This is a genomic window from Microbacterium hydrocarbonoxydans (assembly GCF_011752045.1).
In the GTDB taxonomy this organism is placed as follows: domain Bacteria; phylum Actinomycetota; class Actinomycetes; order Actinomycetales; family Microbacteriaceae; genus Microbacterium.
Genome location: NZ_JAAKXW010000003.1, coordinates 309,275 through 335,249 on the forward strand (window position 1 = coordinate 309,275; position 25,975 = coordinate 335,249).

Genomic DNA, 25,975 nt, shown 5'->3' on the forward strand with positions numbered 1-25,975 from the left:
GACGGCCCTCGCACCCGCGCGTTCTCAGTCGTCCTCGGTGGCGGTGACCATCACGCCGAGCGGTGCGAGGTAGCCGTTGGGATCGATCGTCCAGTCGGCCGCGGCAGCCGCATCGACGACCTCCGGGGCCCACTCCAGGTAGACGCGGTCGTCGCCGCCGTTGATGACGAGGACGGTGCCGGTTCCGGTCTCGTCGCCCTCCACGCACCGGTACGAGCGCCATGCGCCCTCCGGAACGGAGAAGGCGTCGCCGGGGCCGAGGTTCACGGCCGTCGAAGAGTCCCCATTGAGCGTGACCTCCCAGCGGCCCGTCTTGAACAGCAGCGCCTGCGTCTTGTCGTGGCGGTGCCGCAGCACGCCCTGACCGGCCTCTGCACGCACCCAGGCGAGGTTGAACGAGTGCGGCTCGTGGACGTTGGGCACCTGGCGGCGGTTCTCGGACATGCCGTAGCCGATCGCGGTGGCGAGTTCGACCCGCCCGCCCTCGACGGCGGCGCAGAGCAGAGCAGCAGAGGAGTACCTGCGGTCGCCCGGCTGGATGACGCGCGAGCGCATGTCCTCGACCGTGTAGCTCGTCAGCTCGTCGATGTAGTGCTGCTTCATCGGCTTGATCAGCGCGACGTCGTCGGGAAGCACGTCGCCCGCGACGGTGTCGATGAGGCGGTTGTCCGCCGTGAGGTGCAGGCCGTAGGACTCGGCCTCGCGGAGCACGGAGGGGCCCCAGATGATGCCGCCGTTGTCGTCGCGGCCCAGCACCGTGTAGAGGATGCCGTCGTCCGGCCCCTCGTTGGTGAAGCCGCGGAAGATCCACGTCGGGATCGTGACGATGTCGCCGTCGGTGCTGACGTACTCCCCCTGCTTGCCGTCCACGCCCCAGCGGAGGCGGAACTCGCCGCCGAGGTTGATGAACACCTCGGCGGTGAAGTGCAGGTGGAGGTTGTTCGAGATGCCGTTCGGCATGCCGGCCGCACCGGTGTTGAATCCGTGGTTCTCCTCGAGGTTCACGTACTGGTTCGCGTTCTGGGAGACCCCCGCGCCGATGAACGCGTAGTTCTCCTTGCGGTCGGAACCCGGCGTGCGGCAGTCGATGAATGCGGAGTTGCAGGGGACCCAGTCCGTTCGACGGATCGTCCGTCGCTCGATCTCGGCCGTGTCGACGGTGACCTCTCGGCTGTCGACGATGACGTCGCTCATTCTTCTTCTCCTTGTCGATCAGTCTGTGATCAGTAGATGTTGCTCGGGCCGACCGGCTCGTCGCCGCGCATACCGGCGATCTGCGCCCGGAGGGCGATGTCGTCCCACAGGCGCACCTCCTTGACGAGTGCGCCCTGATGGAACGTGAACTGCGAGATGCCGAGCACGTCGACAGGCTTGCCGGTGAGCGGACCGTAGTTCGGCCTGCCGCTGTAGGCGCCCGTGAACTTCCAGGTCACGGCGACGCGGAGGCCGGCGTAGCGCACGTCGTAGTTGGTCTGGATGTCGCGGATCTCGAACTGTCCCGCGGGGAAGGCCTCGAGGAATCGCAGCAGCGCGCGGCGGTAGCCCTCCGGTCGGATGATGACCTTGTTGCCGACGGTGAGGAGCACGAGGTCGCGATGGAAGTACTTCTCCACCTTCTGCAGGTCACGATCGTTCCAGACCGTCTGGATCATGTCGATCACGGTCTCCACCTCGGAGCGGTAGTCGTTCGGGCGGGGACCGGAATCGCCCACCGCGATCGGATCGGCCGGCGCCGGCTCCGTCCATGAGCCGGTGTAACCGCGGAACGCCTGAGCGCGGGCGAGCTCGTCGAGGTCGTCGCCGCGCTCGAGAGCGCCGGCGAGCGAGTCTCGGACGACCCACTCCTCGACCATGCGGCCGCGACGGTAGAGGCAGTTCGCGATGGTGCGGCTGTGCGCCGAGGTCTGCAGCTGGCCGGAGAGCACGAGGTGGGAGCTGAGGAACGCGTCGTCTCCGCGCGCCTCCCAGATGACGTCCTCGGCCTGTCCGGTGCGGTCGGGGGTGGCCGAGATGCGCATGAGCGTCCCCTCGATGACCTCGTCGCGCGTCGTGGAGGTGCCGTAGGCGCCGTGCACGATCGAGTCGGGTTCGTAGTTCTCCCGGATGTAGTGGATCGAACGATCCACCCAGATCAGGTCGGTGACCTCACGGATGAAGTCGTCGGGGTCCTTGTACGGCAGATAGGCGACCGGGTCGAGAGACACGCTGTTTTCACTCCTTGGACGATGGCCCGCATCTCGTCGATGAATGCGGGCTTCGTCGTCAGTGTATGCGTATGCACAAGCGAGTGCAAGCATGAGTTGAAAGACACACGGGTGCTTGGTATGACGACCGCTCAGTCCGCGGAGACGGGCCCCAGTGTGCGCCGCTCGACGAACGCCGACTCGAAACGGGTGTTCGCGATCGGCGCCGAGCGGTCCTCGATCCGGCGCACGATGAGGTCGGCGGCGGCCGCGGCCATCGCCGCGATGTCGTAGCCGATCGTGGCGAGGCCGATGATCGGCCAGGCCGCCTCCGGAAGGTCGTCGAAGCCGATGACCGAGAGGTCGTCGGGGACGCGCAGCCCTGCACGATGCGCGGCGTTCAGGACGCCGTAGGCGACGACGTCGTTGCCGCAGAAGAGGAGGGTCGGACGCTGCTCGCCGTCGAGGATCTCTGCCGCCGCCTCCTCGCCGGCGGCAGCCCCGTAGGGGACCCGGCGCGTATCGGCCTCGGCGAGCGTCAGCCCGTGCCGGAGGAGCGCCGCGCGCAGAGCGGACTCCCGCGCCTGCGCCGTGCTCGTGTTGCTCGGTCCGAGGACGGCGCCGACCCGGCGATGCCCGAGCTCCGCCGCCCTGGCGACAGCCCGCTCGTATCCCGCTGTCGGGTCGACCACGGTCGCGTCGGCGTCGACGAGCGCGCCGGTCCGGTTGAAGTACACGAACGGGAGCCCGCGGTCCTTGAGTCGCAGCGGCACGGGCGACTCGACGATCGTGGTGGCGAGGATCAGGCCGTCCAGGCCGTTGGCGAGGAGGCGCTCGACGATCGTGTCGTTGTCTGCGGACTCGGTGTGCAGCATGAGCTGATAGCCGAGCGTCTCGAGCTCGCGATGGACCGGCGCGATGATGTGCGAGTAGAACTGGTTGTCGAGGTCCGTCAGGAGGAGGCCGATGCGGCGCGTGCGGCCGGATGACAGGGCCCGGCCGGCCTCGCTGGGCACGTACCCGAGCAGCTGCGCCGCCTCTCGCACGCGGACCTTGGTCGCTTCCGACACCCGCGAGTCGTCTCGGAGGGCCCTGGAGACCGTCGGTTGGGACACACCGGCCAGACGCGCGACATCCCGGCTCGTGACGACCATCTGACGCCTCCCCTCGACCTAGCGAATTCTAACGCCTTGACGCTCGCGTGCATACGTGGTCATAATCTAGACATACGTATGCAACGAAAGGATGGGCCATGCCCCTGCATCTGAAGTCCGCGCCGACGAAGACGTTCGCGGACACCGCGCAGCAGGATGTCGCCGAACGCGTACGCGCGATCATCGGCGACATCCGCGAGAACGGCGACGCCGCCGTCCGACGGTACGCCGAGCAGTTCGACGACTGGAGCCCCGAGTCATACCGCCTCTCCGACACCGAGATCGGTCGGATCATCGGCACGCTCCCTGCGCAGGTGATCACGGACATCGAGTTCGTGCAGAACCAGGTGCGCCGCTTCGCCCAGGCCCAGCGCGACTCGCTCGCCGACATCGAGGTCGAGACGCTGCCCGGCGTCCTCCTCGGCCAGAAGCACGTCCCCGTGCAGGCCGCCGGCGCCTACATCCCCGGCGGGAAGTATCCGCTCACGGCGTCCGCCCACATGACGATCATCACCGCGAAGGTCGCGGGGGTCCCGCGCGTGGTCGCGTGCACCCCGCCGATCCGCGGCCAGATCCCCGCAGCCACGGTCGCCGCCATGAAGATGGCGGGTGCGGACGAGATCTACATCCTCGGCGGCGTGCAGGCGGTGGCCGCCATGGCCGTCGGCACCGACACGATCGCGCCGGTCAACATGATCGCCGGTCCCGGCAACGCCTACGTGGCCGAGGCGAAACGGCAGCTCTTCGGCGAGGTCGGGATCGACCTGTTCGCCGGTCCCACCGAGATCCTCATCGTCGCCGATGAGCACGCCGACCCGTTCTTCACCGCGGTCGACCTGCTCTCCCAGGCCGAGCACGGCCCCGACTCGCCCGCGGTTCTCGTCACCACCTCGCAGAAGCTGGGCGAGGAGGTCATGGACTGGATCGAGCGGATCCTCCCCGGCCTGCCGACTCGGGACTACGCAGGACCGGCGTGGCGCGACTGGGGCCAGGTGATCGTCGCGGACGACCTCGACGAGGCGTACCGCATCGCCGACGACTTCGCGTTCGAGCACGTTCAGATCTTCACCGAGAACCCGCGCGAGGCCCTCACGAAGATGCACGACTACGGCGCGCTCTTCCTCGGCGAGAACACCTGCGTCTCCTACGGCGACAAGGTCATTGGCACCAACCACGTGCTCCCGACGCTCGGCGCGGCGCGCTACACAGGCGGTCTCTGGGTGGGCAAGTACCTGCGCACGGTGACGTACCAGGAGGTGCAGAACACCCACTCCTCGGCCGAGCTCGGCGCGGTGTGCGGCCGGGCGGCCAGGGTGGAGCTGTTCGAGGGCCACGCCCGCTCCGGCGATGTGCGCGCCTGGCGGCACGCCGGCACCGAGTTCGCCTGGATCGACGAGAGCCGCGCGACCGTCGCGGAAGCGCGATGACCGACCTCACGGGACGCAGCGCCGTGGTGACCGGCGGCGGCAGCGGGCTCGGGGCGGCCATCGCCCGCGCGCTGCACGCCGCCGGCGCCGAGGTGATCCTCGTCGGCCGCGACGAGCGCAGGCTCGCCGCGGCCGTCGAGAAGCTCGGCGAGCGCGCACGGTGGCTGCCCTGCGACGTGTCCGACCCGGCATCCGTCGACGCGCTGCGGACGGAGCTCGCCCGCACCGAGGTCTCGATCCTCGTGAACAACGCCGGCATCGCCGGACCGGTCGCCGCCCTCACCGACATCGAGGTCGACGACTGGGACGAGGTCTTCCACGTGAACGTGCGAGGCACCTTCCTCCTCTGCAAGGCACTGCTGCCCGGAATGATCGCCCGCGGGGACGGGGACGTCATCAACATCGCCTCGGTGTCCGGCAAGCGCCCGCTGGCGCACCGCACACCGTACTGCGCATCGAAGATGGCCGTGATCGGCCTCACCTCGACCCTGGCGTTCGAGGTCGGCCCGGCGGGGGTGCGGGTGAACTCGCTCTCCCCTGGCCCGGTCGCCGGTCCGCGCATGGAGCGCAACTTCCGCCTGGAGGCGGAGCGCTCCGGATCGAGCGTCGACGAGGCGGAGCGGGCCTTCGTCTCCCGCGCCGCGCTGGGACGCATGGTCACCGAGGAGGAGGTGGGAGCCGCGGTCGTCGCGATGCTCGGGATGCCGGGGATGTGCGGCGCCGACGTCGACCTCTCCGCCGGGATGGTGGCGTGATGACCTCTCTGCGCGCCAGGGCCCGCGCCGGAGAGAAGCTCGTCGGCGCGCTCCTGCGGATGCCGTCCGAAGAGCTCGTCGAGATGCTCGCCGTCGCCGGATTCGACTACGTGCTGATCGACTGCGAGCACGGTCCTGCCGACGTCGTCGCGCTGCGCGCTCACATCGCCCTGGCGGCGGTGCACGGGGTGCCGGTGATCGTCCGGGTCGGCGAGGACGACCGCGGGCAGATCCTCCGCGTGCTCGACCAGGGGGCCCAGGGGATCCTCGCCCCGCACCTCGATACCGCCGCGGACGCGGCCGGCCTCGTCGACGCCTCGATCTACCCGCCGACCGGATCCCGCGGCTTCGCCACCTACAGCCGTGCCGGACGCTTCGGCGAGGTCGCCCCCTCCGCGCACCTCGAGTGGCACCTCGACAACACCCTGGTGCTGGGGATGATCGAGTCGCCGGCCGGCGTGCGCAGCGTCGACGCGATCCTCGCGACGCCGCGACTCGACGGCATCCTCGTCGGTCCGGCTGACCTTGCCGCGTCCTCAGGACCGGACGACCCGCCCGTCCCGCAATCGATCGCTGCTGTGCATGACGCTCTCGCGAGGGCTGGCTCCCTGCGCATGGACATCGTCGGCTCGCGCGCGGCCGCCGATGAGGCGTTCGCGGGGGGCGCCGACCTGGTCGTCTACAACCTCGCGGCATCGTTGATGAGGCACCTGCGCGAACTGGCCTCGCCCGCACGCTGACCACCGCCACCCGGGCGCCCGCGAGAACGCCGGGCGCCCGCCCGCGCCGTCAGTGACGGGGCGTCACCGCCGCCTCGGCATCCGTCGGCTGCGCCTGCCAGCACCTCACCAGCGCACCGAATGCCTCCGCGCGCTCGAGCGGAAGCATGTGACCGGCGTCCAGGGTCACCAGCCGGGCGTCCGGCAGGCTCGAGACGATCTCGGTGTGGAAGTGCGGCGGGCAGATCACGTCGTCCAGTCCGGACACCACCAGCGTCGGCGTGTGCACCGAGGGCAGCAGGCCAAGCAGGTCCCGCCTGCTGAGCTGCATCCTCAGCTGCGCCCGCAGCCGCTCCGCTCCGGTCTCCGCCCCCATCGCCAGCGTCCGCTCGACGACGTCCGGGCGGCGCGCCGCCTCCGGGCCGAGCAGCGCCGGCAGGATGCGGGACTGCAGCTCGCGAGCATCCGCGCCCCCATCCAGCTCGGCCAGCCACTCGCGCCAGCCGTCGCGCTGGGCGTCGGTCGGCGCCTTGGCGTTCGTGGACACGAGGCACAGTCCGCTCACGCGCTCCGGCGCGGCCGCGGCGAGCGCCATCGCGACGATGCCGCCGAGCGAGTGCCCTCCGAGCACGAACCTCTGCGGCAGCTCGGCGCACAGCGCCTCCACCTGCTCGTCGATGTCATCGCGGTCGAGCACCGGCGTGATCACCGGGCCGAGCCCGGCATCCGACCACAGGTCGCTCGTGCAGTTCATGCCGGCGAGCAGCACCAGCGCGGGCATGTCAGCCCTTCACTGCGCCGTCGCTGAGACCGGCGACGAGATACTTCTGAGCGATGAACGCGATGACGAACACGGGGATGGTGAGCAGCATCGACGCGGCGCCGGCCTGCTGAAGCATCGGCAGGGTCTGCCCGAGCTGCGTGGCGATGAAGACGGGAACCGTCTTCGACGACGTGTCGGTGAGCACGAGCGCGGTGAGGTACTCCTGGAAGGCGAAGAGGAAGACGAAGATGCCTGCCGTGAGGATGCCCGGCCCCATCAGCGGGATCATCACGCGCCGGAGCATGCCGATCCGCGTGCAGCCGTCGATCATCGCCGCCTCGTCGAGCTCCTTCGGGATCTCCGCGAAGAAGTTGCGCAGCAGCCAGATCGTGAACGGCTGGTTGATCGCGACGAGGGCGATGGCCAGGGCGACCGTGGTGTCGTAGATCCCCAGCGCCCGGCTGATGTCGTACATCGGCAGGACCACCGCGAACCGGGGCAGGGCGCGGAAGACCAGCGCGAGCACGAGCAGGCCCGCGGATACGTAGCTCGGGAACCTCGACAGCGCGTAGGCCGCCGGGATGCCGATCGCCAGCGCGACGACGGTGGCGACGACGGCCACGACGAGCGTGTTGACGAGGTAGTCGGCGAAGTACGTCGTCTCCCAGAGATCGACGAAGGCCTGCAGCGTGGGCTCATAGCCCCAGAGCACCGGCGGGTTCGCGAACGCGACATCCGTGGGCTTGGTGACCGACAGCGTCATCCAGATGAACGGGCTGAGCACCACGACGCACAGGATGCCGAGGAGGATGCCTGTGACGACGGGCGGTCGCCCCTGCCCCGTGCGTCGGCGCTTCGGTGCACCGCTCGTGACGATGGCCCTCGTCGAGAGCTCGGCGGAGGTGAGACTCATCGTTCGGCCTTCGCTTCCTTGAAGATGCCCCGGATGAACGGGATCAGCATGATGAGGATGAGGAGGATCGTCAGGACGTTGATCGCGCTGCCGAGACCGAGCTGCTCGGCGCCGTCGGCGAACGCGACGGAGTACACGTACAGCATGATCGACTCGTTCCCGATCGACTGCGCCTGCGGCGACAGCGGGATCAGGTTGTCGAACATGCGCAGCACGTCCATGATCGTGATGAGCGTCACGAAGCCGAGGACTCCGCGGATGGTCGGGATGATCACGTTGAGGTGGGTCTGGAACGCGTTGGCGCCGTCGATCTTCGCGGCCTCCCTGAGCTCGGCAGGCACTCCCTGGAGCCCGGCGAGGATGATGAGCATCGCGAAGGGCAGCATGTGCCAGACCGTGTTCGCGATGACGATGACGGCGTTCGGCACCTGATCGGTGAACCAGAGCACCTGCGTGCCGCCGAAGAACGCGATCAGCCGGTTCACGACCCCGCCGAAGTTGTCGTCGAAGAGCCACGAGAAGGCGACGGCGCCGACCAGGTTCGGCAGCACGTACGAGACCAGCATGATGCCGAGCACCAGGGGGCGCGACGTGGTGATGCGATTGATGCCGGTGGCGATGATGTAGCCGAACACCAGGAGTATCACCGTGGTGATCACGGTCACGGCCACTGTGAAGAGCACCGCCCGGTGGAAACGCGGATCGGTCAGAGCGTGGGTGAAGTTGTCGAACCCGACGAAGACGCCGGGTGTGCCGTAGCGGACCTGCTCGAAGCTCCACTGCACCGTGCGCACCAGCGGGAGCACGAGGAGCGCCCCCATCACCAGCAGGCTCGGGAAGAAGAGCAACCAGAACTCGCGTGCCTTCATGTGCGTCCCTCCTGGACGGACTGTGGCCTGAACTCTCGCTCAGGCCACAGTCGTCGACCGTCGGTCGTGGATCAGCCGGCGATCTTCTCGCCTGCGGCCTGCATCTGCGCGAGCCCGTCTGCGACGGACACGTTGCCGTTGATGATCTCCACGAGGATCGGTCGGATCTCGTTCGTGATGTCGGCCAGGACCGGCGAGACGATGGGAGGCATCGCGTTCGCCATCGAGTCGTTGGCGGCCGCTCCGTAGGGGGAGTTCTCCTCCGTGACCATTCCCTCGCGCGCCGGGTAGGCGGCCGGGACGGATGCCGTGGAAGCGTCTTCGCTGACTGCGGAGGCCATCATGACGAAGAGCATCTCGTGGTCGAGCTTCGTGTTGAACGGGATGGACCAGCCGTCGATCGAGAGGCGGTTGTACGCGTACTCCGCGTCGTCGGAGACCTTCGGCGCCCCTGCGAAGCCGAAGGAGTCGGAGAGCTTCGAGTTCGACTCCAGCGTGAGGTCGAACATGCGTCCGGAGAACATGATCGACATGGCGGCCGTGCCGTTGAACATCTGCTGCTGGACCTTGGGCTGGTCGAAGGTGGTCACCTGCGGGTCCATGTACGGCTTGAGGGCGAGCAGCGCCTCGAGGGCCTGCTCGGCCTCCGGGGTGTCGAGCGTGACGTCTCCGTCGGGGCTGACGAAGTCGGCGCCGAGCGAGTTCATCGTGGCCTGGAAGCTCGTCGTGATGTCGGCGGTCGCCAGCCACGGCAGGGCGATCGGGTACTCCATGAGCCCGGCGGCCTTGATGGCCTCAGCGGCCTCGATCATCTCGTCGAACGTGGTCGGGACGTCGAGGCCGATCTCGTCGAAGACGTCGGTGCGGTACGCCATGACGAACATCTGCGCCTGCATCGGCAGGGCGTAGAGCTCGCCGTCGTAGGACATGCCCTCGCGCATCGACTCGCTGATCTCGTCGAGGCCGTAGTCGTCGGCGTACTTCTCGTAGAGGTCGTTCAGCGGGACGAGCTTCTCCTCCTCGGCGAGGCCGGGGATGACGAATCCGTAGGTCTCGATGATGTCGTACGTGCCCGTGTCGCCGGCGAGGGTCGCCGTCGTCTTGGTCACCTGGCCGCCGAAGTCGATCGGGTCGTGCTTCAGGGTCACGTCGTCGGTCGAGCAGCTGGAGACCATCGTGTCCGTGAAGGGGTCGATGGCGGAGGAGTTGTAGGCGAGGACGTTGACGGTGGTCTTGCCTTCGGGGGCGGTGTAGTCGCACGACACCGTTGTCGCGTTTTCATTGTCGGTGCGGGTACCGGCCCCGCAGCTGGTGAGGGCCAGGACGCCCACGGCTGCGAGTGCGAGTACCGGCAATGCCCGATGCTTCATGTGTGCCATATCGCGATGGTATACGTATGCACCGGGCTAAGGGAAGCCTATGTTTCGAGAATGTTGGAAGTCTGAATACGTATACTGCATCGAGACCCCGAGAGCGGAGCTGCGCGGCTGCCGGTCATGTCGCCTGAGCGAGGCGCTGCTCGAAGCCGTCGAGGATGACGTCGAGACCGACGTCGAACTCGTCGGCGAAGGAGTACGTCCGGTTGCGCATGAGCTCGCCGAGCATCCACGTGAGGTGCGGATACTCCTCGGGGTCCGGGGCGACGTCCTCGGCGAAGGCGTTCTCGGCGCCGTCGGCGGGGGTGAACGGCAGGGTCGATTCCGTGAGGGCGAACCCGTAGATGTAGGCATCCAGGGCCGAGAAGAGGTGCGTGGCGAGCGCGGCCGGGAAGCCGGCGTTGCGCAGGCATCCGAGCACGCGATCGAAGTGCCGGAGCAGCGGGGTGCCCGGCCGAGGGCGCGCCTCGATCATTCCGAGCGCCCACGGATGCTGCACGAGCACCGATCGCGCCGACCGGGCCCTGGCGGCCATGGCCGGCCGCCAGGGGTCGTCGACCTCGGGCGCGAGGATCTGCTCGAACGCCCAGTCGGCGAGCGCGTCCAGCAGCGCGCCCTTGCTGGCCACGTGGTGGTAGAGCGACATCGCCTCGACGCCGAGTTCGGATGCGACGGAGCGCATGCTGACCGCGGCGATGCCGCCCCGGTCGGCGACAGCGGCCGCTGCCGCGACGATCCGCTCCCTGCTGAGCGCAGCGCGTGCATTCATGACGTCATTGACTCCTTACGGGTGTAAGACTAACATCGCGAACACCCTTACACATGTAAGAATCAAGGAGCGGAGACCCCATGAGAACGCAACCCAGCCCACTCGAAGAACAGCGGATGCCGGTGCGAGCCCAGCTCGCATCGGCCTGGACCGCCTTCATGTTCCTGTACATCTACGTGGACTACTACCACCTGTACAAGCCCGGCACGCTGGACCTCATCCTGGAGGGGAGGGTCTTCGAGTTCGCCGTCAGCCCCGTGCTCCTGACCGCGTTCCTCGCCCTGAGCGGGATCCCCGCCCTGATGGTGGCGTTGTCCGCGACGCTGCCTGCACGGGCCAACCGCACCACCCAGCTCGTCGTGGCGTCGATGTACATCCCTGTCACGGTGTTCAACGCAGTGGGGGAGTCCTGGGAGTGGGCTCCGTTCTACGTCCTGTCCATCGGGGTCGAACTGGTGCTCCTGGCGTTCATCCTGCGCTCGGCCTGGACCTGGCCGCGCACCGCGACTTCGGCGGCACAGCCGAGCGTCCGCGTGGCCGATCACGCCCCTCAGCAGGCCTGAACCGCCGGGCGGGTCGATCCGCCCGGCGATTCATGGACGCACGCAGGGCCCTGGCCGCGGTCGTCATGCCCCGACCGCGACCAGGGCTCCGTCGCGCGACGCCGAGAGCTCTGCCGTGGAGCCGTCCCGCCACGTGCGGTAGCCGCCGTCGAGGTTGCGGGCATCGCGCCCGCGCTGGCGGAGCAGCCGGGTGGCGATGTGTCCGCGCAGGCCCACCTGGCAGTGGACGATGAGCTGCCCTGCGGGAAGCTCGTCGAGACGGTCCCTCAGCTCGTCCAGCGGCATGCTGATCGCCCCGGGAATCGACCCGGCGGCGAACTCCGCCGGACTGCGGACGTCGACGAGCGTGGCACCCGCATCGCGTGCGGCGGCGAGCTCGTGCCACTGCACGGCGGGCGTCGTTCCCGTCCTCGTGTTCTCCGCGACGTAGCCGGCGATGTTCACCGCATCCTTCGCCGAGCCGAACTGGGGCGCATAGGCGAGTTCGAGGTGAGCGAGCTCCGCGGCCGCGAGGCCCGCGTGCATCGCCGTCGCGATCACGTCGATCCGCTTGTCCACCCCGTCTCGTCCGATGACCTGGGCGCCGAGGATCCGATCGGATGCCGGGTCGGCGAGCAGCTTGATCGACACCGTCTGGGCACCGGGGAAGTAGCCGGCGTGCGATCCGGGATGCACGTGCACGGCATAGAAGTCGCGACCGGCGGCACGCAGCTGCTTCTCGCTCCATCCGGTCTTCGCCGCGGCCAGGCCGAACACCTCGACGATGCCGGTGCCGATCGCCGGCCGGGCGGACTCGGCGCGCCCCGCGATCACGTCTGCGATGAGACGTCCGTGGCGGTTGGCCAGGCCGGCCATCGTGATGAGCGCCGCATCGCCGCCGATGAGCTCGGTCTTCTCGGCGCCGTCCCCGACCGCGAAGACGTACGGGTCGCTGGTGCGGCAGTGCTCGTCGACCCGGATGCCTCCGGTCTCCCCGAGGGCGATGCCGGCGTCCGCCGCGAGTCGCGTCTCCGGCACGACTCCGGATGCCTCGACGACGAACTCCGCCTCGATCACGCTGCCGTCGCTCAGCTCGACGGCGCCTTCACGCGTCGCGATCACCTCGACCCCGAGCCGCACGTCGACGCCGAGGCTGCGCACCGCGTCGAGCACCGGCGCCGCCATCTCCGGGTCGAGCGGCGACAGCAGCTGCGCCCCGCGCTGCACGAGGGTCACCCTCGCCTCGCGCGCGACGAGATTCTCGACGGCCTCGAGTCCGGTGTATCCGCCGCCGACGACGACCACCGGCACGCCCGGTCGGGAGACCGCGGCCTCGATCTCGACGGCATCCTCCACCGTTCGAAGGCTGCGGACCGGGACGCCGCCTGTCCGCTGACCGTGAGCGGGGCGCGCCCCGGCCGCGAGGACGAGCCTGTCGTAGGCCTCGACGCTCTTCACGCCGCTCTCCAGATCGACGACCTCGACCTGCCTGCGGGCGGTGTCGACGCGAGCGACTTCGTGCCGCACCCGCACGTCCAGCCGGAACCGGCGGTGCAGGGATTCCGGCGTCTGCAGCAGCAGCGAGTCCCGGTCGGCGATCACGCCTCCGACGAAGTACGGCAGACCGCAGTTGGCGTACGACACCTCTGGTCCACGCTCGTAGACGACGATGGTCGCGTCCTCGTCGAGACGGCGCAGACGCGTCGCTGCCGACATGCCGCCTGCCACTCCACCGACGATGACGACCTTGAGCGGCCTCGGGGAGGTCATCGCTGGAACAGCCTCGAGAGGAAGCCGCCCTGGTTCTGCGGCTTCTCGTGCCCTCCGCACCACTGGGGCGCGGGGACGGTTCGGCGCACGGAATCCACGTGCTGCCCGCATCCGGCCCAGGTCGTCTTGCCGCAGGTCCTGCAGCTCACCGCGCGACACATGATCACTCTCCGTCCTTATACCCCGGTGGGTATCTCTAGGCATACCCTAGGGGGTATAGTTGGAGTTGTCCAATCGAGCAGAAGAGGCGAGCATGACCAGCACCGACCCCGAGGTCCAGCGCAAGATCCTCAACCGGCTCCGGCGCGCGCAGGGACAGCTCGCCGCCGTGATCGGCGCCGTGGAGCGGGAGGAGGACTGCCGCACCGTCGTCACCCAGCTCTCCGCCGTGAGCTCGGCGCTCGATCGCGCGGGCTTCCAGATCATCGCCACGGCGATGAAGGACTGCCTGAGCGAGCCGGATGCCGAGACCGAAGGCGATGCGATGCCCCTGGGCGAGCTGGAGAAGCTGTTCCTCTCGCTCGCGTGAGACACCCGTCTCACGACACCTCCCGGAACGCAACCCCCGTGCGCCCGTCCGCGGCCCCGCCTAGCCTCGAGGCATGACCGAGCTCACACAGCCCACCGGCCATGAGGACGCCCTGCGCGCCCTCCCCCGCGACGACAGCACCTCGCCCCGCGCGCTCGTGCTCGGCGCCACCGGCTACATCGGCGGGCGCCTCACCCCGCGCCTCCTCAATGCCGGCTACCGGGTGAGACTGCTCGTCCGCGACGCGCAGCGGGCGGCATCCTTCCCCTGGGGTGCGGACTGCGAGATCGTCGAGGGCTCGGCCGACGACGCGGATGCCGTCGCCGAGGCGATGGCCGATGTCGACGTCGTCTATTACCTGATCCACTCGATGACCGCCGGCAAGGGCTTCGAGGACAGCGATGAGCGAGCCGCGCAGACGGTGGCGGATGCCGCGGCGACGGCGGGCGTGCGGCGCATCGTCTACCTCGGCGGACTGCATCCGGAGAACGTCACGCTGTCGCCGCACCTGCGCTCACGCGTGCGCGTCGGGGAGATCCTCCTCGCCTCGGGCGTGCCGACGCTCGCGCTGCAGGCGGGCGTCGTGATCGGCTCGGGGTCGGCGTCATTCGAGATGATCCGCCACCTCACCGAGGTGCTGCCGTACATGCCGGCGCCGAGGTGGGTGCGCAACCGCATCCAGCCGATCGCCGTGCGCGATGTGCTGCACTACCTGCTCGGCGCCGCGCGGGTGGACGGGAGCGTGAACACCGCCGTCGACATCGGCGGCCCCGACGTGCTGCGGTACGGCCAGATGATGAACGGCTATGCCCTGGAGGCCGGGCTTCCGCAGCGGGCGATCGCCGCGCTGCCGGTGCTCACCCCCGAGCTCGCCTCGCACTGGGTGAACCTCGTGACACCGGTGCCGCGGTCGATCGCGCGCCCGCTGGTCGCCTCGCTGCAGAACGAGTGCGTCGTCAAGGATCGCGCGATCGACGAGCTCATCCCGCAGCCGGAGGGCGGGCTCACCCCCTACCGGAAGTCCGTCGAGCTGGCGCTCGGGCGAGTGGACGCCGACAGCGTCGAGACGAGCTGGCAGGATGCCGAGGTCTCCGGCGCCCCGAGCGACCCGCTGCCGAGCGACCCCGACTGGGCCGGCCGCACCGTGTTCACCGACGAGCGCAGCGTCGACACGACGGCATCCACCGATGAGCTGTGGCGGGTGATCCTCGGGATCGGCGGGGAGAACGGCTGGTACTCCTCGCCGCTGCTGTGGGCCGTGCGCGGCTGGATGGACCGTCTCGTCGGGGGCGTCGGACTGCAGCGTGGCCGGCGCAGCCGCAGCGCCGCCCGCGTCGGCGACGCGATCGACTTCTGGCGGGTCGAGGCGATCGAGACGACGGATGCCGGCAGTCTCCTGCGCCTGCGGGCGGAGATGAAGGTGCCCGGCGACGCCTGGCTGGAGCTGCGCGCGGCGCCGGCCAGGGACGGCGCCCGCTACCAGCAGCGGGCGGTGTTCTTCCCCCGCGGACTGACCGGACGGCTGTACTGGCTGGCTGTGCTGCCCTTCCACGGGTTCATCTTCGCGGGCATGGCGGCGCGCATCACGGCCGCAGCGGAGACGGCCGGCGCGGATGTCGAGGAGGGGGCCGCCGCTGAGACGGGCGCAGCGGTCGAAGAGGAGTCGGGCGGTGCCGGGGGTGCGGGCCCCGTGGCGGATGCCGATCCGGAGCCCTCGTCGATGACTCCGGCGACCGGCGCGGCCGCGGTGTCCGCGGCGAATCCCGCCTGAGGCGGATGCCTTCGGCATCCCCGGTCCCAGTCGCCCCCGCGCACGTCCGGGGTGCGCGGTGCGGGCAGGTGGGCGAAACCGCCGCCCCACGCACCTCAAAGCGACAACAACACGCACCTCCCCCGACTCAGCCCCCGCGCCCCTGCCAACCAGGTGCGCGAAACCGCCGCCCCACGCACCCCGAGGCGACAACAACCCGCACCTCGTCGCCCCGGCCCCCGCACGCCCGGCATCCACGTGCGCGAAACCGCCGCCCCACGCACCTCAAAGCGACAACAACACGCACCTTCCCCACGCAGCCCCCGCGCCCCCCGCCAACCAGGTGCGCGAAACCGTCGCCCTACCCACCCCGAGGCGACAACAACACGCACCTTCCCCTCGCAGCCCCGCGCCCCCGCCAACCAGGTGCGCCGAATCGTCGCTGACGCACCCCGAGGCGACAACAACGCGCACCTCGCCAACTCAGGCGCCTATGCCCCCGAGGTCCAGGTGCGCCGAACCGCCGCCTGACGCACCCCGAGGCGACAACAACACGCACCTCGCCGACCCGAGCCGAGCCCGACCCCGACTGCCGCCCACCCCAGGAGCTACCGCCCGCCAGGCGCTACCGCCGCCCGACTCCCGCGAACAGCGCGTAGAGCAGCGGCAGCGCCGATGCGACGATCATGCCGGTGCCGAGCGGAGCCGCGGGAGCGAGCAGCAGCGCGCCGCCGATGACCAGTCCGGCGAACAGCACGGCGGCGACAGCGCGGCGGCCGACGCGCATGAGCCCGTCGAGTCGGCGCTCCAGCCGTGACGTGTCGAAGGAGACGTCCCCGTCGTCGATGCGGGTGATGATGTCGTCGATGCGCTGCGGAAGCCGCCAGGTGACGGCGGCCGTCGAGGCGGCCTGTTGTGCGAACGCCTGCAGCAGGTTGCCGCTCTCGTCGCGGAGCAGCCCGGCGGCGTAGGGCTCGGCGGCGTCCCACACGTTGAACGCCGGGTTCAGCCCGCTGCACATGCCCGAGGTCAGCGACACCGCGCGGATGAGCAGCAGCATGTTCTCGGGGAGCTGCAGCGGCAGGGAGCGCACGACGTCGCCGAACTCGGCGGCGAAGTCGCGGAACTCGCGCGGGTCGACGCGGCTGAGCTCCGCGAAGCCCATCCCGCCGAAGCGCGCGAAGAGCGCAGTGAGTGCGCGTTCGAGCTCGCGGGTGTCGGCGGCGGGGAGCAGCACGCCGATCTGCTGGGCGGCGCGCACCAGTCCGCGGCTGTCGCGGGCGGTGACCGCGATGAGCAGGGTGCGCAGGCCGTCGCGGAGGCTGTCGGGCACCTCCGCCATCATGCCGAAGTCGACGAAGGTGAGACGCCACGCCCGGCCCGCGGCATCCGGCTCCTGCGGCGTCACGAAGATGTTGCCCGGATGCGGGTCGGCGTGCACGAAGGAGTGCGTGAACACCTGGTCGAACATGACCTGGGCGAAGACGTCGGCCACCTCCGAGGGGTCGATGCCCGCGGCGCGCAGCGCGTCCCTGTCGTTGATCTTGATGGCGGTGACGTCCGACAGGGTGAGCACCCGGCGGGTCGAGCGCTCCCACACCACGGAGGGAGTGTCGACGCGCGGATCGTCGGCGAAGTTCTCCGCGAAGCGCTCGGCATTGGCGGCCTCGTGCAGGTAGTCGATCTCCTGCAGGCTGGTGGTCGCGAACTCTTCGACGAGGGCGGGGGCGTCAACGCGATCGGCGACGACGCGCACGCGGCGCAGCCAGCCTGCCACCCGGCGGAGAGCCGCGAGGTCGACGGCGACGATCTCGTCGATGCCGGGGCGCTGCACCTTCACGACGACGTCCTCGAGCCCGGTGTCGGCGGCGTCGAGCGCCGAGAGTCGCGCCCGGTGCACCTGACCGAGGGATGCCGCGGCCACCGGGTTCTCGTCAACCCAGGCGTAGGCCCGCTCGAGCGGCACGCCCAGCTCTGCCTCGGCGAGCGCCCGGATCTCCGCGAATGGCACCGCGGGCACCTCGTCCTGCAGGCCCTCGAGCTCGGCCGTGATCTCCGGCGGCAGCACGTCGAGACGGGAGGACATGAACTGCCCGACCTTGATCATGAGCCCGCCGAGACCGACGGCGAGCGCGTGGAACCGGCGGGCGAAGCGCTGCATCCGTGCCGGACGGGTGCGCTCGGCGATCGCCGACATCCCGAACCTGGGGAGGACGAGCTCGAACCACCAGATCTGGAGGAACTCGCGGGCCGCGAACGAGAGGATCCGCCGGTAGCGGGCGCGATGGATGCCGTGCGGCTTCTCGGCCCGCGGCGGCGACGTGCGGAACCCGGGGACGGGGCGGCCGGGCGCGACGGGGTCGCCTGCGGCATCCGTCATCGCGCCACCACCTTCAGCTGGTCGGTCGCCTCGCACGCCGATCGGCCGGACGTCCTGCATCCGCTCAGTCCTGGGCGAGGATCGAGTACAGCCTACGGCGGGCCTCGTCGAGCACGTCGATGGCCTGCTGCACCTGCTCGGCGCTGCCGGTGCGTCCGACCTGCGCCGCGGCGGCCGCGAGGTCGACGCCGGCCTTGGGCAGGGCGCTGAAGCGGCCGTGGTCGCGCGCGCCGTCGCGGTTCGGCGACTCCCAAGGGGCCGGGGTCTCGGCGGACTCGTCGGCGACAGCACGGCCGGCCTCGGTGAGCGAGTAGGTCTTGCGTCCGTTCTGCTCCTCGGCCTCGATGAGGCCCTCGTCGGCGAGCAGCTGCAGGGTCGGATACACGGAGCCGGCGCTGGGCTTCCAGGTGCCGCCGCTGCGCTCGGCGATCTCGTTGATGACCTGGTAGCCGTGCATGGGCTTCTCGGCGAGGAGCGACAGCACGGCGGTGCGGACGTCGCCCCGGGCCATGCGCGAGCCGCCGGCCGGGCGCGGGTCGAAGGTCTTGCGCAGCTGCTCCATGGCCTCGAGGAACGCGGATGCCGGGCCGCCGGCGCCGCCGTTCCCGCCGCCTCCGCCGCCGAAGGGACCGCCGAAGGGGAACGAGTTGGTGTTCATGATGACCTCCCGGATCGTGGGTGAGCGATAGCTAACGATATATCGTTAAGTCCGGAAGTGGGGTGGGAGTTCTCGGGCCCGCTCTGCCGCCGAGCATCCGGTCGGTGCGCGGAATTCGGCCAAGCACGTCTTCCTCGGCCAGCTTCCCGGGATTCGGCCGAGGAAGGCGCACTTGGCCGGGGGAGGCGCACGGCGCCGGTGCGAGAGAAGCACCCCGCCTTGCCAAATCGAACGATAAACGATAGATTCCTGTTGTTCTTCGATGAGAGGTGGAGACATGGGCAAGGGGACGATCGTCACGCTCCAGGTCGTGATCGCGCTCGCGCTGGCCGGGTCGCTGGTCGTGCAGACGGTGATCGTGCCGCTGTTGTGGCTCGACCTCGACAAGGCGCCGCTGTGGGCGCGCGTCTCGCTCGTCGCGATCGCCGTGCTCGGCGTGCTGACACTGCAGATCTTCGCGGTGTGCGTCTGGATGCTGCTGAACAAGGTGCGCCGAGGGTCGATCTTCTCGCCGGCATCCTTCCGCTTCGTCGACGTGATCATCGGCGCGATCGCGGCCGCCGCGCTGCTGGGCTTCGCGCTGGCGGTGGTGCTGGCGATCGGGCCGGCGGCACCCGGCGTCGTGGCCCTGATCTGCGGGGCGGCGTTCACGCTCGGCGGCATGGCACTGCTCGTCGTCGTGATGAAGGCGCTGCTGCGGCAGGCGATCGAGCTGCGCTCCGAGCTCGACAACGAGGTGATCTGAATGCCCGTCGTCGTCGACATCGACGTGATGATGGCCCGCCGCAAGATGAGCGTGGGCGAGCTGGCCGAGCGCATCGGCATCACGCCCACGAACCTCGCGGTGCTCAAGAACGGGCGCGCGAAGGCCGTGCGCTTCACGACGCTGGACGCCCTGTGCGAGGTGCTCGAGTGTCAGCCCGGGGACCTGCTCCGGTGGGAGCCGGAGGGGTAGCTCGGCTCGCTTCGATCGCACGATCGCTCCTGGATCGCAGGGATTCCTCGGATTCCTGCGATCCAAGGGGGTTTCTGCGATCGGAGGAAGGGCCGGCGGATGCCGCGGCTACCGCGCCGCGAGCAGCTCCCTGAGTCGCGCGGCCTCGGCCTCCGGCATCCCGTAGCCGTGCTCCGGGCCGGGGTAGACGCCGTCGCGGACCTCGTCGGCGTAGGCGGCGACCCCGTCGATGGAGACACCGCGCACGTCGGCGTAGCGCTTCACGAACTTCGCGGCCGGCCCGCCATAGACCCCGAGGAGGTCATGGAAGACGAGCACCTGGCCGTCGGCATCCGCTCCGGCTCCGATGCCGATGACGGGGATGTCGAGCAGCGGCATGAGGGCCGCGGTGACTTCGGACGGCACGGCTTCGACGACGAGCAGCGAGACGCCGGCGGCCTGCAGGGCGAGGGCGTCGTCGATGACGGCGAGGGCGGCCTCGGCGGTGCGGCCCTGCGCGCGGTAGCCGCCGAGGGCGGTGGCGGTCTGCGGGGTGAGTCCGACATGTCCGACGACGGGGATGCCGGCGTTCACGAGCGCGCGGGCGCGGTCGACGGTGGTGCCGCCGCGCTCGATCTTGACGAGGTCGACCCCGGCCTCCTTGATGAAGCGCTGCGCGGTGGCGATGGCGATCTCGTCGGACGCCTCGTAGGAGCCGAAGGGCAGGTCGCCGACGAGCAGCGGGCGGTCGAGTCCGCGGCGCACGGCCTTGGTGAGCATGAGCATCTCGTCGGTGGTGACGGGCACGGTGCTGTCATAGCCGAGAACCACCATCGCGGCGGAGTCGCCGACGAGCACGATGTCGACGCCTGCGGCCTCGGCGATCTGCGCGCTGGGGAAGTCGTAGGCGGTGACCATGACGATGCGCTCGCCGGCATCCTTCTTGGCGGCGAGGTCGCTCAGCGTGAGCTTCTTCGTGGGGGCGGCGTGCGCGCTCACGCGGTCACCAGCTCTCCGACGGCGTCGTCGACCCGGATGATCGCGTTCGCCCGGTCGACATGCACGACGACGGGCTCGTAGTCCGCGAGCTCCTCACGCGAGTAGTCGGCGTAGGAGATGACGATGATCGTGTCGCCGGTGTGCACGAGGCGGGCGGCGGCGCCGTTGACCTGGATGACGCCGGATCCGCGCTCGCCTTCGAGGGTGTACGTCACGAATCGCGACCCGTTGTCGACGTCGACGACGTGCACCTGCTCGTGCGGGAGGATGTCGGCGGCCTCGAGCAGGTCGGGGTCGATGGTGATCGATCCGACGTAGTTCAGGTCGCTGCCGGTGATGGTGGCGCGGTGGATCTTCGACTTCAGCATCGTGCGGCGCATCAGCTGCTCGCTTTCAGTACGTGGTTGTCGATGAGGCGGGCGGTGCCGACGCGGGCGGCGACGGCGAGCAGGGTCTCTCGTGTGGTGCGGGCGACGGGTTCGAGGGTCTCGGCGTCGCGGAGCTCGAGGTACTCGGGATGGATGCCGGCTTCACGGAGGACCTTCTGTGCGGCAGAGCGGATGCTGTCGGCGTCGCGCTCTCCCCCGTCGTGCAGAGCCTGCGCCGCGTCGAGGGCGCGGTTGAGCGCGGTGGCCTGCTGCCGAGCATCCGCGTCGAGGTAGACGTTGCGGGAGCTCATGGCGAGGCCGTCGGGTTCGCGCACGATGGGGCAGGCCTCGATGCGGACGTCGAGGTCGAGGTCGCGCACGACGCGGCGCACGACGAGCACCTGCTGCGCGTCCTTCTGGCCGAAGTAGGCGACATCGGGGCGGACGATGTTGAAGAGCTTGGTGACGACGGTGGCGACGCCGTCGAAGTGGTGGGCGCCGCGGCTGGCGCCGTCGAGCACGTCGGTGAGGCCTGCGACATGGATGTTCGTGGCGAAGCCGTCGGGGTAGATCTCGGCCGGGGTGGGGGCGAAGAGGATGTCGACGCCCTCCTGTTCGGCCATGCGTGCGTCTGCTTCTTCGTCGCGCGGGTAGGTGCTGAGGTCTTCATTCGGGGCGAACTGGGTCGGGTTGACGAAGAGGGAGACGACGACGAGGTCTGTCTCCTGCCGTGCGCGGCGCATGAGGGAGAGGTGGCCCTGGTGGAACGCGCCCATGGTGGGGACGAGGCCGACGGTGCTGTTCTGCGCCTTGGCTTCTCGGACGGCCTCGCGGACCTCGGCGATCGTGCGGAGGATTCTCATGCGCGGTCCTTCAGGGCTCGGGTGGCGGTGGCGAGGGCGTCGAACAGTGCTTTGTCGTCTGCGGCTTCGCGTTGCCGGGCGACGGTGGCCTCGTCGCCACGGGCGATGGGTCCGGTGAGGGCTGCGTTCGCGCCGCCCCGCTGCCAGTTGTCGACGGTCTGGCGCACGAGCGGCGCGAGGGTCTCGCGCGGGTTCTCGACGCCGGCCGCGGTGGCGAGCTGCTCGGCCGTGTCGAGCACGGTGAGCACGAAGTTCGAGGCGAAGGATGCCGCCGCGTGATAGGTCGCGCGGCCGTCGACGGTGAACGGAGTCATGCCGAGGGCGCGGGCGAGGTCCCTCGCGAGCTGCGTGTCGTCGTCGGTGCGTCCGTCGACGGCGGCGCCGATGCCGTGAAAGACCTCGGGCGGCTCGGTGCCGGTGAAGGTCTGCAGGGGGTGGATGCTGAAGTCGACGGCGTCAAGGGCGGTGGCACCGGAGAGGTGGGCTGTCTTGGTGCTGTTCGCCGTGGCTGCCGCGTCGGCGATCGCGCCGTCGGGGACGGCGAGGATCGCGAGGTCGGTCTCCGGTGCTTCGTCGGTGCGTCCGAGCGGTCCGCGGACGTCGAATCCGGCGGCGCGGAGGGCGCCGGCGAGCACAGTGCCGAGACGGCCGGCGCCGATCACGGCGATGGTCGTCTCGGGCGCGAGAACGAAGGCAGAAGTCATGGCGGATGCCGGGTCGGGATGGGTGATCCGGATGGGTCGAGTATCCGCCTGGGGTGGGGTGCGCTCCAAATCGGAGAGCAAAACGCAATCCAAGAATCGACTATGTCTTGTCTCTATGCTGCCAATTCGCCTACATCTCTACCCATCTTGCTCTCCACCGATTCGCCACTCTTGCTTCGCCGTCGCTTGACGAAACACGGTTGTTCAGCCATCGCGGACCTCGTCGACGGAAGCCGTGCCCACGGCATCCGCGAGTTCGAGCCCGAGCCTCACCAGCACGACGCGCCCGCTGAGCGCGGGACCGCCGCTGCGCGTCAGGCCCGCCTTGACCGCGCCGAAGGTCACAGTGATCGCGGCTGGCAGCACGACACCGTCAGCCTCGCCGGAGTCGGGGTCGAGTCCGCTCGGCAGGTCGACCGCGATGACGCGGGGCCGTGCCGACAGCAGCGCCCCGACGATCTCCCGGGCGCGCCCCCGCAGTCCGCCGCGGGCGCCGATGCCGAGGATGCCGTCGACGACGAGATCGTAAGCCGCGGCATCCACGCCCTCGAGCTCCACGAGCCGCACACCGGCTGCCGTCGCCGCGGCAAGCGCCTCCTCGTGCACGCGATCCGCCGTGCGCAGCACGTCCACCGTGGTGCGGCCGGCCGCGACCTCGGCCGCCGCGAACAGTGCGTCGCCGCCGTTGTCCCCGGCACCGGCGAGCACGAGCATCCGCCCGGGCCGCTGCTCGGCGATCACGCCCGCGAGGGCATGCGCCGCGCGGCGCATGAGCGGCACGCCCGCCTCCAGCAGCGGCGCCTCGGCGGCGCGCACCTGCGTGGAGGTGTGGATCGGGACGGCGGGCGGCATCGGGTTCCTTCCGGCGGGGCGGGGTTCCATCGTGCCCCATGCGGACGGCTGGACCGGCTTCCACCGACCCAGCCGCAGATCACATCCCACTCAGTGCGCGGACCCGGTGTACCTGTCGTCGATGCCAAGGTCGGACGGCGTGCCGGTCAGCGATCCGGATGCCTTCACGCCCTCGTACCAGCCCCACGCGTCGGTGATGTTCCAGGTGCCGGTCGAGCCGAACTCCCCGAATCGTGCCTTCAGGCTCACGGTGAATCCACCGACGCCGCCGTCGCAGGTGAACTCCTTCTCACCGACGTAGACACCGCCCCAGACCGTGAACCTCGGATCCCCCGCGACGTCTTCCACGGTGCCGGTCGCACAGCCCGGGATGTTGCCCTCGAACATGCTCGGCGCACCGCTGAAGTCGGTGTGGACGACGACGTCCACAGGGAACTTCACCGGCGCCGCGGATGCCGGTCCTGCCACTCCCATCGCGAAAACTGCGCCGATCGCGAGCCCCATGGCAACGACCTTCGCAACGGACTTCCTGCTCATGATGTCCTTCTTCCCCAGAGGTCCCCCATCCGGGCGCCGTCGCCCGGCGAGCAACACCGTACGCCGGGTGGCGGGTGGTGTCGAGAGGCGCTGGGGTGGCGCTGACCTGACTTATCGAGTCGCTGTTCCCGCGACGCTCGTCGACGAGATCAACGACACGCATTCGGACAAGAGCTGCGAATCGTGGGGCAGGGCGTCGCGAACGTGCTCTCGGGGATCTTCGGCGGCATGGGCGGATGCGCGCGGTCATCGGGCAGACCATGATCGACGTGAAAGCGTCGGGGGCGCGGACCCGCTTCTCGACGTTCTGCGCCGGCGTCTTCCTGTTTCTGCTGGCCGTCGTGTTCGGCGACTTGGCGGCACGATTCCGATGACGGCGCTCACCGCGGTGATGATCATGGTCGCGATCAGGGTTTTCGGCTGGCACAGCGTGTGTCCGTCGGCTCTGAAGCGGATGCCGAAGAGCGAGACCTTCGTGATGGTCACGACCGTAGTACTGGTCCTGCCACCTACGATCTCGCGGTGGGTGGCGTGGTCGTCGCTTCGGCACTCTTCGTGCGGCGCGTCGATCACCTCGTGAACGTCCGTAGCTATTTGCCGGTTCTATCGTGACGTAGGTCGTGGAGGGCGAGCTGTTCTTCGCGTCGAGCAACGACCTGACGACGTTTTCTCGTACTTCGCCGACCCTGCGCCCGTCGTGATCGACCTGTCGCCTTCACCCGTGTAGGACGCGTCGACCGTGGCGGCGCTCGATGCGATCGAGACGAAGTACGCTGCGCTCGGGAAGCGCGTCGAGATCGTCAGGATAAATCAAGCGAGTGAGTGGATGCGGGGGAGGTTGACTGCCGGGTACGTGTAGGAAGCGAACGCCGGAGTGATGGCGGATCAGCTAGCGCCGATCCGCCATCTCGCCGCTCAACGGTCAGCGCAGTGCTTGCACAGCGGCCAGCCATTCGTTCCGGATCGCTTGTTCTGCCAGGGAATCTGCTTTCCGCTCACGCAGTCGTCGTAGACGTGATGAACGTCCGGGTCGCTGGGGTTGATCGAGTGGTATGGGGAAACGCGCATGACTGCTCCTTTGCATTCGAGAGCCGAAGCTCCGATCAACGGAACGATACGACTCGCCTACGACATCGTCGGCGTTGAGGACGTGGATTGAACCGAGCTTTCTGACCCTCGGGTCCTAGAGTTTCCTGGTTGAGACAGGTAGAGCTCCTGCGCTCGGGATGCCCGCGGTATCTCTGATGGGCAGGAGCCCGCCGACTCGATGTCGGCGGGCTCCTGCTACCGTCGAACCAGGTTCAAGAGCTGCAGTCATCGGTACCTGGCCGGCTGCACGGCAACCCTCCTCCATCGAGCGGGGTGCCCCAGGGGAAGAACCGGCCCGACGCGATCGCGTGCGGGCAAGTCGACGGGCACTCGTTGCCCTTCCCGCGGAAGGACTATCCGATGAATGCAGATCACACCCCGCGCCCCACAGGCGGCTGGCCGGACGACGAGAACCGCCCGGTCTTCGCGCCGACGGATGCCGCGACCGCCGTGCACTCTCCCGAGAAGCGGCTTCATCGTTGCGAGCACGAGACGGTCAGAGCGCACACATTCTAGGTCGCCTTCAAGCCCCGTGATTATGTGCAGACTTCACAGTTCGCACCCTGACCGGAATCGTCAACGCACCGGAGACTACGAACCGTCATGCACCATCGCGAGAGCCACGAATTCCCCGAATGCTTCCACGACTCCGAGCGCACCCACTCGCCATCGCGGCCAAGGCCCCTTCCGGGCTGAGTGCAATCCGAAGCAGTTGGTCAACGAGTCGTGCTGAGAGCGGGCCTCACTCCTGTTCGCAGAGCATTTTGCCTATATGTTGCACATGTAGGCAAGATCTACGTATAATGTGCCCCATGGGGCCCGAAGGTTTAGAACTATGGTGAGAGATCGACGCGAACGCTTCATCTCGCTCGCTGAAGCGCGCACGGACAAGGCGCTCAACGCGATACGGCTGATCGGCAATCTGTCCAACCGATCGAACTACGAGTACGAAGAGGCCGAAGTGAACAAAATCGTCCGAGCCTTGGAGAGCGAGGTGCGCGCGGTCAAGGCGCGATTCGCGGACGCTTCAGCGGGGCGAGAACGTACCTTCCGGCTGAAGGGATGAGGGAAT

The 25,975-nt window shown here is 69.2% G+C and carries 26 protein-coding genes, 1 pseudogene and 1 riboswitch; of the genes and pseudogenes, 10 read left to right on the top strand and 17 right to left on the bottom strand.

The genetic code is table 11. The features are described 5' to 3' along the window. Positions 1-24: 24 nt before the first annotated feature. The 3 genes from G6G98_RS12475 to G6G98_RS12485 all read right to left on the bottom strand — a co-directional run bounded on the left by G6G98_RS12475 (position 25) and on the right by G6G98_RS12485 (position 3,337). Complete coding sequence (locus G6G98_RS12475; RefSeq protein ID WP_067356474.1) at positions 25-1,194, bottom strand: cupin domain-containing protein; 1,170 nt, start codon at positions 1,192-1,194, stop codon at positions 25-27. Between the two features lie 29 nt (positions 1,195-1,223). After that, the gene (locus G6G98_RS12480; protein WP_164234128.1) at positions 1,224-2,204 is read right to left on the bottom strand and encodes an ester cyclase; all 981 of its coding nucleotides are present in this window, start codon (positions 2,202-2,204) and stop codon (positions 1,224-1,226) included. Between the two features lie 131 nt (positions 2,205-2,335). Beyond that, complete coding sequence (locus G6G98_RS12485) at positions 2,336-3,337, bottom strand: LacI family DNA-binding transcriptional regulator (RefSeq protein WP_164234127.1); 1,002 nt, start codon at positions 3,335-3,337, stop codon at positions 2,336-2,338. Between the two features lie 98 nt (positions 3,338-3,435). Between G6G98_RS12485 and hisD the strand changes: the two genes are divergently transcribed. Genes hisD through G6G98_RS12500 form a run of 3 tightly spaced genes read left to right on the top strand, consistent with a single transcriptional unit; the run spans position 3,436 to position 6,259 of the window. Next, positions 3,436-4,764 carry a histidinol dehydrogenase gene (gene hisD, locus G6G98_RS12490; protein WP_164234126.1) on the top strand — a complete coding sequence of 443 codons (1,329 nt, stop codon included), beginning with the start codon at positions 3,436-3,438 and terminating at the stop codon, positions 4,762-4,764. Next, a complete protein-coding gene (locus G6G98_RS12495; protein WP_067356486.1) occupies positions 4,761-5,519 on the top strand; it encodes an SDR family NAD(P)-dependent oxidoreductase in 759 nt (252 codons plus the stop codon). The genes hisD and G6G98_RS12495 overlap by 4 nt, the downstream gene beginning before the upstream one ends. After that, complete coding sequence (locus G6G98_RS12500) at positions 5,519-6,259, top strand: HpcH/HpaI aldolase family protein (RefSeq protein WP_164234125.1); 741 nt, start codon at positions 5,519-5,521, stop codon at positions 6,257-6,259. Before G6G98_RS12495 ends, G6G98_RS12500 begins: the two co-directional genes overlap by 1 nt. A gap of 49 nt (positions 6,260-6,308) precedes the next feature. On the opposite strand, the gene G6G98_RS12505 is transcribed toward G6G98_RS12500, so the two are convergent. The 5 genes from G6G98_RS12505 to G6G98_RS12525 all read right to left on the bottom strand — a co-directional run bounded on the left by G6G98_RS12505 (position 6,309) and on the right by G6G98_RS12525 (position 10,928). Next, a complete protein-coding gene (locus G6G98_RS12505; RefSeq protein WP_164234124.1) occupies positions 6,309-7,019 on the bottom strand; it encodes an alpha/beta fold hydrolase in 711 nt (236 codons plus the stop codon). 1 nt (position 7,020) lies between these two features. Beyond that, the gene (locus G6G98_RS12510) at positions 7,021-7,914 is read right to left on the bottom strand and encodes a carbohydrate ABC transporter permease (RefSeq protein ID WP_067356496.1); all 894 of its coding nucleotides are present in this window, start codon (positions 7,912-7,914) and stop codon (positions 7,021-7,023) included. Next, on the bottom strand, positions 7,911-8,783 hold the full coding sequence (locus G6G98_RS12515) for a carbohydrate ABC transporter permease (protein WP_164234123.1): 873 nt from the start codon (positions 8,781-8,783) through the stop codon (positions 7,911-7,913). Before G6G98_RS12515 ends, G6G98_RS12510 begins: the two co-directional genes overlap by 4 nt. Positions 8,784-8,854: 71 nt before the next feature. Continuing rightward, positions 8,855-10,162, bottom strand: coding sequence for an ABC transporter substrate-binding protein (locus G6G98_RS12520; RefSeq protein WP_164234122.1), 1,308 nt, complete (start codon positions 10,160-10,162; stop codon positions 8,855-8,857). Between the two features lie 115 nt (positions 10,163-10,277). Further along, on the bottom strand, positions 10,278-10,928 hold the full coding sequence (locus G6G98_RS12525; protein ID WP_067356508.1) for a TetR/AcrR family transcriptional regulator: 651 nt from the start codon (positions 10,926-10,928) through the stop codon (positions 10,278-10,280). 80 nt (positions 10,929-11,008) lie between these two features. Here G6G98_RS12525 and G6G98_RS12530 point away from each other — a divergent pair, with 80 nt between their 5' ends. After that, entirely contained in the window at positions 11,009-11,491 is a 483-nt protein-coding gene (locus tag G6G98_RS12530; RefSeq protein WP_164234121.1) for a DUF6326 family protein, read from the top strand. A gap of 63 nt (positions 11,492-11,554) precedes the next feature. On the opposite strand, the gene G6G98_RS12535 is transcribed toward G6G98_RS12530, so the two are convergent. Further along, entirely contained in the window at positions 11,555-13,240 is a 1,686-nt protein-coding gene (locus G6G98_RS12535) for an FAD-dependent oxidoreductase (protein WP_164234120.1), read from the bottom strand. A 253-nt stretch (positions 13,241-13,493) separates the two neighbouring features. Here G6G98_RS12535 and G6G98_RS12540 point away from each other — a divergent pair, with 253 nt between their 5' ends. Both G6G98_RS12540 and G6G98_RS12545 read left to right on the top strand, forming a co-directional pair. Then, positions 13,494-13,769 carry a metal-sensitive transcriptional regulator gene (locus G6G98_RS12540; RefSeq protein WP_067356516.1) on the top strand — a complete coding sequence of 92 codons (276 nt, stop codon included), beginning with the start codon at positions 13,494-13,496 and terminating at the stop codon, positions 13,767-13,769. 73 nt (positions 13,770-13,842) lie between these two features. Continuing rightward, the gene (locus G6G98_RS12545; protein WP_164234119.1) at positions 13,843-15,540 is read left to right on the top strand and encodes an SDR family oxidoreductase; all 1,698 of its coding nucleotides are present in this window, start codon (positions 13,843-13,845) and stop codon (positions 15,538-15,540) included. Between the two features lie 604 nt (positions 15,541-16,144). Here G6G98_RS12545 and G6G98_RS12550 read toward each other — a convergent pair. Both G6G98_RS12550 and G6G98_RS12555 read right to left on the bottom strand, forming a co-directional pair. Continuing rightward, positions 16,145-17,899: an ABC1 kinase family protein gene (locus G6G98_RS12550; RefSeq protein WP_164234118.1), complete on the bottom strand. Its 1,755-nt coding sequence runs from the start codon at positions 17,897-17,899 to the stop codon at positions 16,145-16,147. A gap of 64 nt (positions 17,900-17,963) precedes the next feature. Further along, a complete protein-coding gene (locus G6G98_RS12555) occupies positions 17,964-18,557 on the bottom strand; it encodes a PadR family transcriptional regulator (protein ID WP_164234117.1) in 594 nt (197 codons plus the stop codon). 277 nt (positions 18,558-18,834) lie between these two features. On the opposite strand from G6G98_RS12555, the gene G6G98_RS12560 reads away from it, so the two are divergent. Then, complete coding sequence (locus G6G98_RS12560; RefSeq protein WP_164234116.1) at positions 18,835-19,302, top strand: DUF2975 domain-containing protein; 468 nt, start codon at positions 18,835-18,837, stop codon at positions 19,300-19,302. Further along, positions 19,303-19,512: a helix-turn-helix domain-containing protein gene (locus G6G98_RS12565; protein ID WP_067356522.1), complete on the top strand. Its 210-nt coding sequence runs from the start codon at positions 19,303-19,305 to the stop codon at positions 19,510-19,512. A gap of 108 nt (positions 19,513-19,620) precedes the next feature. On the opposite strand, the gene panB is transcribed toward G6G98_RS12565, so the two are convergent. The 6 genes from panB to G6G98_RS12595 all read right to left on the bottom strand — a co-directional run bounded on the left by panB (position 19,621) and on the right by G6G98_RS12595 (position 23,814). Beyond that, on the bottom strand, positions 19,621-20,490 hold the full coding sequence (gene panB / locus G6G98_RS12570) for a 3-methyl-2-oxobutanoate hydroxymethyltransferase (protein ID WP_164234115.1): 870 nt from the start codon (positions 20,488-20,490) through the stop codon (positions 19,621-19,623). After that, a complete protein-coding gene (panD, locus tag G6G98_RS12575; protein WP_164234114.1) occupies positions 20,487-20,870 on the bottom strand; it encodes an aspartate 1-decarboxylase in 384 nt (127 codons plus the stop codon). Before panD ends, panB begins: the two co-directional genes overlap by 4 nt. Next, positions 20,870-21,721 carry a pantoate--beta-alanine ligase gene (gene panC / locus G6G98_RS12580; protein ID WP_164234113.1) on the bottom strand — a complete coding sequence of 284 codons (852 nt, stop codon included), beginning with the start codon at positions 21,719-21,721 and terminating at the stop codon, positions 20,870-20,872. Before panC ends, panD begins: the two co-directional genes overlap by 1 nt. Continuing rightward, the gene (locus G6G98_RS12585) at positions 21,718-22,425 is read right to left on the bottom strand and encodes a DUF2520 domain-containing protein (protein WP_164234112.1); all 708 of its coding nucleotides are present in this window, start codon (positions 22,423-22,425) and stop codon (positions 21,718-21,720) included. Before G6G98_RS12585 ends, panC begins: the two co-directional genes overlap by 4 nt. Before the next feature lie 204 nt (positions 22,426-22,629). Next, positions 22,630-23,277, bottom strand: coding sequence for an NAD(P)H-hydrate epimerase (locus G6G98_RS12590; protein WP_164234111.1), 648 nt, complete (start codon positions 23,275-23,277; stop codon positions 22,630-22,632). A 90-nt stretch (positions 23,278-23,367) separates the two neighbouring features. Then, on the bottom strand, positions 23,368-23,814 hold the full coding sequence (locus tag G6G98_RS12595) for a hypothetical protein (protein WP_164234110.1): 447 nt from the start codon (positions 23,812-23,814) through the stop codon (positions 23,368-23,370). A gap of 130 nt (positions 23,815-23,944) precedes the next feature. On the opposite strand from G6G98_RS12595, the pseudogene G6G98_RS12600 reads away from it, so the two are divergent. Together G6G98_RS12600 and G6G98_RS12605 are read left to right on the top strand one after the other, a co-directional pair. Then, positions 23,945-24,673: pseudogene (locus G6G98_RS12600) on the top strand (SulP family inorganic anion transporter); the annotation flags it as partial. 440 nt (positions 24,674-25,113) lie between these two features. Continuing rightward, positions 25,114-25,230, top strand: a riboswitch (SAM riboswitch). A gap of 508 nt (positions 25,231-25,738) precedes the next feature. Continuing rightward, a complete protein-coding gene (locus G6G98_RS12605; RefSeq protein WP_164234109.1) occupies positions 25,739-25,969 on the top strand; it encodes a hypothetical protein in 231 nt (76 codons plus the stop codon). The last annotated feature ends 6 nt before the right edge of the window (positions 25,970-25,975 follow it).

Excerpts from the sequence above, each read along its gene's own strand:
- G6G98_RS12475 (WP_067356474.1), bottom strand. The coding sequence starts at position 1,194 with ATGAGCGACGTCATCGTCGACAGCCGAGAGGTCACCGTCGACACGGCC.
- G6G98_RS12485 (WP_164234127.1), bottom strand. The coding sequence starts at position 3,337 with ATGGTCGTCACGAGCCGGGATGTCGCGCGTCTGGCCGGTGTGTCCCAA.
- hisD (WP_164234126.1), top strand. The coding sequence starts at position 3,436 with ATGCCCCTGCATCTGAAGTCCGCGCCGACGAAGACGTTCGCGGACACC.
- G6G98_RS12495 (WP_067356486.1), top strand. The coding sequence starts at position 4,761 with ATGACCGACCTCACGGGACGCAGCGCCGTGGTGACCGGCGGCGGCAGC.
- G6G98_RS12500 (WP_164234125.1), top strand. The coding sequence starts at position 5,519 with ATGACCTCTCTGCGCGCCAGGGCCCGCGCCGGAGAGAAGCTCGTCGGC.
- G6G98_RS12505 (WP_164234124.1), bottom strand. The coding sequence starts at position 7,019 with ATGCCCGCGCTGGTGCTGCTCGCCGGCATGAACTGCACGAGCGACCTG.
- G6G98_RS12510 (WP_067356496.1), bottom strand. The coding sequence starts at position 7,914 with ATGAGTCTCACCTCCGCCGAGCTCTCGACGAGGGCCATCGTCACGAGC.
- G6G98_RS12515 (WP_164234123.1), bottom strand. The coding sequence starts at position 8,783 with ATGAAGGCACGCGAGTTCTGGTTGCTCTTCTTCCCGAGCCTGCTGGTG.
- G6G98_RS12520 (WP_164234122.1), bottom strand. The coding sequence starts at position 10,162 with ATGGCACACATGAAGCATCGGGCATTGCCGGTACTCGCACTCGCAGCC.
- G6G98_RS12525 (WP_067356508.1), bottom strand. The coding sequence starts at position 10,928 with ATGAATGCACGCGCTGCGCTCAGCAGGGAGCGGATCGTCGCGGCAGCG.
- G6G98_RS12530 (WP_164234121.1), top strand. The coding sequence starts at position 11,009 with ATGAGAACGCAACCCAGCCCACTCGAAGAACAGCGGATGCCGGTGCGA.
- G6G98_RS12535 (WP_164234120.1), bottom strand. The coding sequence starts at position 13,240 with ATGACCTCCCCGAGGCCGCTCAAGGTCGTCATCGTCGGTGGAGTGGCA.
- G6G98_RS12540 (WP_067356516.1), top strand. The coding sequence starts at position 13,494 with ATGACCAGCACCGACCCCGAGGTCCAGCGCAAGATCCTCAACCGGCTC.
- G6G98_RS12545 (WP_164234119.1), top strand. The coding sequence starts at position 13,843 with ATGACCGAGCTCACACAGCCCACCGGCCATGAGGACGCCCTGCGCGCC.
- G6G98_RS12550 (WP_164234118.1), bottom strand. The coding sequence starts at position 17,899 with ATGACGGATGCCGCAGGCGACCCCGTCGCGCCCGGCCGCCCCGTCCCC.
- G6G98_RS12555 (WP_164234117.1), bottom strand. The coding sequence starts at position 18,557 with ATGAACACCAACTCGTTCCCCTTCGGCGGTCCCTTCGGCGGCGGAGGC.
- G6G98_RS12560 (WP_164234116.1), top strand. The coding sequence starts at position 18,835 with ATGGGCAAGGGGACGATCGTCACGCTCCAGGTCGTGATCGCGCTCGCG.
- G6G98_RS12565 (WP_067356522.1), top strand. The coding sequence starts at position 19,303 with ATGCCCGTCGTCGTCGACATCGACGTGATGATGGCCCGCCGCAAGATG.
- panD (WP_164234114.1), bottom strand. The coding sequence starts at position 20,870 with ATGCGCCGCACGATGCTGAAGTCGAAGATCCACCGCGCCACCATCACC.
- panC (WP_164234113.1), bottom strand. The coding sequence starts at position 21,721 with ATGAGAATCCTCCGCACGATCGCCGAGGTCCGCGAGGCCGTCCGAGAA.
- G6G98_RS12585 (WP_164234112.1), bottom strand. The coding sequence starts at position 22,425 with ATGACTTCTGCCTTCGTTCTCGCGCCCGAGACGACCATCGCCGTGATC.
- G6G98_RS12590 (WP_164234111.1), bottom strand. The coding sequence starts at position 23,277 with ATGCCGCCCGCCGTCCCGATCCACACCTCCACGCAGGTGCGCGCCGCC.
- G6G98_RS12595 (WP_164234110.1), bottom strand. The coding sequence starts at position 23,814 with ATGAGCAGGAAGTCCGTTGCGAAGGTCGTTGCCATGGGGCTCGCGATC.
- G6G98_RS12605 (WP_164234109.1), top strand. The coding sequence starts at position 25,739 with ATGGTGAGAGATCGACGCGAACGCTTCATCTCGCTCGCTGAAGCGCGC.